Annotated in this window: 4 protein-coding genes; 2 read left to right on the forward strand and 2 right to left on the reverse strand. The window is 72.8% G+C overall.

Features of this window, described 5'->3' with window-relative positions:
• The first annotated feature begins 107 nt into the window (after nucleotides 1–107).
• Nucleotides 108–1,145 carry an aldo/keto reductase gene (locus tag ABT324_RS33205; RefSeq protein ID WP_351185830.1) on the forward strand — a complete coding sequence of 346 codons (1,038 nt, stop codon included), beginning with the start codon at nucleotides 108–110 and terminating at the stop codon, nucleotides 1,143–1,145.
• Between the two features lie 87 nt (nucleotides 1,146–1,232).
• On the opposite strand, the gene ABT324_RS33210 is transcribed toward ABT324_RS33205, so the two are convergent.
• Nucleotides 1,233–1,913 (reverse strand): helix-turn-helix transcriptional regulator, encoded by a 681-nt coding sequence (locus tag ABT324_RS33210; protein ID WP_351185833.1) that lies wholly within the window; start codon nucleotides 1,911–1,913, stop codon nucleotides 1,233–1,235.
• Nucleotides 1,914–2,155: 242 nt separating this feature from the next.
• Here ABT324_RS33210 and ABT324_RS33215 point away from each other — a divergent pair, with 242 nt between their 5' ends.
• Nucleotides 2,156–3,478 carry a PLL family lectin gene (locus ABT324_RS33215; RefSeq protein ID WP_351185836.1) on the forward strand — a complete coding sequence of 441 codons (1,323 nt, stop codon included), beginning with the start codon at nucleotides 2,156–2,158 and terminating at the stop codon, nucleotides 3,476–3,478.
• Nucleotides 3,479–3,490: 12 nt separating this feature from the next.
• On the opposite strand, the gene ABT324_RS33220 is transcribed toward ABT324_RS33215, so the two are convergent.
• A partial coding sequence (locus ABT324_RS33220) for a helix-turn-helix transcriptional regulator (RefSeq protein ID WP_351185839.1) occupies nucleotides 3,491–4,660 on the reverse strand: 1,170 nt, incomplete at its 5' end.

A 4,660-nucleotide genomic window follows, 5' to 3' on the forward strand; every position in this document is an offset into this window, starting at 1 on the left:
TCACTGGACATCACAGCTGTGCAATACGCACCCGCCCGCCCCCCCTCGCCTCCGGCCGGGTGCCCCCCCCCCCCGCCGCAGCGGGCACCACGCAGGAGGTACCTCACATGCACATGCGCCCACTCGGCCGCACCGGCCTCCGGGTCAGCCCGTACGCCTTGGGCACCATGCGGTTCGGGCGAGCTGGCAACCCCGACCACGACGAGTGCGCACGCATCGTCCACCGCGCGCTCGACGCCGGGATCAACCTGATCGACACCGCCGACGTGTACGGCGGCGAGGGCGAGTCCGAAGTGATCGTCGGCAAGGCGCTCCGAGGGCGCCGGGACGACGTCCTCGTCGCCACGAAGTTCAGCGGCCCGATGGGGCCGGGCCCCAACCAGCGCGGCAACTCCCGCCGGTGGGTGGTCGCCGCCGCCGAAGCGTCGCTGCGCCGCCTCGGTGTCGACCACATCGACCTCTACCAGGTCCACCACCCCGACCCCAGCACCGACGTCGAGGAGACGTTGAGCGCGCTGACCGACCTGCTGCGCGCGGGCAAGGTGCGGGCCATCGGCCACTCCAACCTGCCAGCCTCGGAGATCGTCGAGGCGCAGTGGGTGGCCGAACGGCGCGGGCTGGCCCGGTTCCGCACCGAGCAACCGCACTTTTCGATCCTGAACCGGGGAGCCGAACGCGAGGTCTTCCCGGTCTGCCAGCGCCACGGCCTCGGCACCCTGGTGTGGAGTCCGCTGGCGATGGGGCTGCTGACCGGTCGCTACCGGCGGCACGGCGGGCAGGCACCGTCGGCCGCCCAGCTGCGCTGGGTCCCGCGGCACATGACCGACGCTAGCAAGATCGATGCGGTCGAGGAGCTCATCCCGGTCGCCGAGCAGGCCGGGGTGCCCCTGACCCACCTCGCGCTGGCGTTCGTCACCGCCCACCCCGCGGTGACCTCGGCGATCATCGGGCCACGCACCCTGGACCAGCTGGACGACCTGCTCGCGGGCGCCGACACCACCCTCGGCGACGACGTCCTCGACCGCATCGACGACATCGTGCCGCCGGGCACCGACCTCGGGCCGATGGACGTGGCCTACGTTCCGCCGGAGTTGAGCACACCGGAGTTGCGCCGTCGCCCCGCGGCTGACCGAGCCGCGCGGTGAGGGGGTGGTTCCAATGGGGCTCAGGTGTCCGATCTCCACGGAGTCGCGAAACCTCGCCCCGGTGCCGGTGGAGGTGGGGTGAGCAGGTCAGATGATGCCTGCTCGGACGCAGTGGGCGACCAGCTGCGGGCGGTTGCGCATGTTCAGGCGGCTGGTCATCGCGTAGATGACGTTCTTCACCGTGCGCTCCGAGTAGCAGAGCTTCCTGCCGATCTCCTCGGTGCCCAGCCCCTCCGCCAGCAGCCGCAGGATGTCGATCTCCCGGGAGGTGAACCCGGCGGAGCTCAACCCGTGCGGCTCCAGGACCTCGCGGTGCAGGTGCTCCAGCTGCCGCAGCAGCTCGCCCTGCAGGTTGGTGGGCAGCGCGCCGCCACCCTCGGACGCGATCTTGATCGCTTCGGCCAGCCGCTCCCCGGTCGTCGCGTTGCGGTGCAGCACCGCGACCACGCGGCACTCGACCACGCGCATCAGGACGGAGCGGTCCAGCTGCCTGACGACGAGGACCGCCGGCGCGGACGTCCGGGCGGCCGCGCGCCGCATGTGCTCCACGACCTCCGGGGTCACGGTGTCCGCGGCGAAGACGAGCACGTCGACATCGGCGGGGAAGGTGTTCGCCGCCACGAACACCTCGGCGCTCGGCAGGAGCATCTCGGTCAGCCCGGTCGAGGTGATGGGATCGGATGCCCACACCGCGACGCGCGGCTGCGCTCCCGGGTGGTGCTCGGTCGAGCGTGCCGGGTGCGCCGCAGGTTCGGTCTTGGTCATCATCGCGCTCTTCCTCCCACGTGCCTCTCGAGCGTGCTGGTCGGCGCGGTGCCCGAGACCCGTTGCGCCCCAGTTCCGGCAGGGCACGCGCGAACCATGGTCCGAGTGTTCAACGTGAGGAGGGGGAAAGGCGGTCGCGGAGCTGGCTGGCGGGAATCCCCTCACCGGTGGGTCCGCGGTCTCCGGAGATCGTTAGTGTTGGACGCAGCGACCTCGTCTGCGTCCGGAGCCCGGGGGTGTGGCTGATGCCTTTGTTCACGCGCGGCGACAGGCCGGGGCGGTCCGGTGGGTCGCAGGCCCCGGTGCCGGTGCCGGTGCACGACAACCGCCCCGCGCTCGACCAGCCGACCATGCCGATGGTCCCCGTCCAGCGGCGCAACGACCGGCGGCTGCTGGTGCTGGCTGGCATCGGTGGGTTGATCCTGATCACGGCACCGATCGTGGCGTTCAGCCAGGCGACCGGGTTGACCGATGCCACTGCCCCAGGGGTGCCGAGCCCACTCGTGCCCGGGGTGATCAGCCAACCGCAACCCACGGTGATCTCGCCGCTGCCCGGCGCACCCGTGGCCGTCGACAACGCGCGGCGGCTGGCGCTGCTGGCGCGGGGCCAGGACGGCTCGGTGCTGCGCAGCTTCACGTCGTCGCGGTCCGGGGACGTGTCCAGTGGTTGGACGGACCTCGGCGGGAGCGCTGGTGGTGCGCCGGTGGCGGTGCGCGACGGGCACGGGGAGTTGGCGGCGTTCCACATCGGCGTCGACGGCCACCTGTGGTTCAAGCACCAAGCCGCGCAGGTCCAGGCGCCGTTCGAGCCGTGGACGGACCTCGCGGGCGGGAACCTGGTGGGCACCCCGGCGGTCGCGCCGGACGCGCAGGGCAGGCTCGTCGTGGCAGCCAGGGCGGCCGACGGGTCGGTGCGCGTGGTCCAGCAGGCGGAGGTCGGCGTGGACAGGTGGACCGAGTGGCGTCCACTGCAGGCGGTCGCGGCGGGTGATCCGGTCATCCACCGGGATTCCCGTGGCAGGCTGCGGGTCTTCGCGATCGGGCCCGACCGGCAGCTGTGGGAGGTGGCCGAGACGGGTGCCGGTGCCAACGAGTGGACGCCGCCGACGGGCCTGGGCGGGGACCTGTCCGGAACTCCGGCGGTGGCGATGGACGCCAAGGGCCGGTTGTGCGTGTTCGCGCTGCGGGTGGACGGTTCGCTGCAGAAGAACCGCGAGGCCGAAGCCGCCTCCGGCACCTGGTCGGGGTGGGACGACATGGCGCAGCGCCTGGTGGGCAAGCCCGTCGCGGTCAACGACGCCAAGGGCACTGTCGTGATCTACGGGCTGAACGAGCACGGTGCGTTGCAGGAGATCTGGGGCCTCCCGCCCAAGGTGAAGGCCGTCGACCACGGTGGCTCCATCACCGAGCTGGTGGGCGCGGCGCAGGACCCGACCGGCCGGATCTTCGTCTACGGCATCGGCGCGAAGGGCAGCATGATGAGCACCCACCAGGAGAAACCGGCCGCCGGCCCGTGGACCGACTGGAGCGACGAGCTCGGCGGCGTGTTCACCCCGCTCGACCAGTAGCCCGGGGCGCGGTCACACGCAGCCGCGCAGCGTCGCGGTCGCGATCTCGGCGCGGGACCGGTACCCGGTGCGCTGGAAGAACCTGGTCAGCCGACCTTCCACGCTCTTCTCGCTGGTGCCCAGCACGGTGGCGATCTGCGCGTTGGTCAGGCCTTCGGTGACGAGGGTGGCCAGCAACCGCTCGTTCTCCGCGACGGTCGCGTTGCGGCCGGGCACCGGCACGTTGTGCGCCCGCATCAGCAACCGGAGCCGGGCGCGGGGGATCAGCGCGCCGAGTTCCCCGTACGCCTCGTACGCCGTGCGCAGGAGCTTCTGGTCCCCGAAACCGCATCCGGCCACGGTGGTGACCGTCGCCGCGAACTCGAAGGGCCGGTCCTGCTCGGCCAGCGCCAGGACCTCCGCGGCGGCCGCTGCGGAGTGGTCGACGACCACCTGCGCGAGCAGCCAGCTGCGGTGGGCCTCCGCGGAGCCCAGGTGGGCCGCGACCTGCTCGATCCGGTCCGCGCACCGCTTCGCGGCGGCCTGGTCACCGCCCCGCGACTCCAACTCGGCCAGGCGCAGCCACAACTCGTCGGTGCCGACCACGACGCCGTGCTCGCCGGCGGTGGTGAGCGCCGACTCGAGGACCTCCCGCGATCGTTGCGGGGAGCCGAGCGCCAGCTCCAGCTCCGCCTCCGGGGCGGCCAGCCGGTGGGGCAGCAGCAGGTGGCGCTGGCGCGCGTCGTCGAGGACGGCCCGGGCGCGGTTCAGCTGTCCGCGGGCGGTCAGGACGGTGGTGACCTCCCGGAACATCTCGGTCTGGCCGGGGGGATCGCCGTGGACCGACGCGGCCGCGATCGCCGACCGGGTGAGTTCCAGCGCGCGTTCCCACCGCCCGGCCACGGCGGCGCGGACGGCTTGGCTGGTGGCGTTCCCCTCGGCAGCAGGAGCGCCGGGGTCGTTCAGACCAAGCGCGTGGAGCAGTGCCCTAGCCGCCGCCACGGCTGGGCGGAGCGACTGGGGAGTGGCGGGAGCGGTCCCACCCGCGACAGCGACTGCGGCGTCGGCGATGGCGTGCGCCATGGCCGCCGACCCGGTTCCGTGCCACGAGCCGTGTCCGGAGTGCAGTTCGTCGCGCGCGTCCGACCAGCGGTTGAGCAGGCAGAGGGCGGCGGCGCGAGCCACGGACCCGCTCGCTCCGCG

It is taken from the genome of Saccharopolyspora sp. NPDC000359 (assembly GCF_040300525.1).
In the GTDB taxonomy this organism is placed as follows: Bacteria; Actinomycetota; Actinomycetes; order Mycobacteriales; family Pseudonocardiaceae; genus Saccharopolyspora.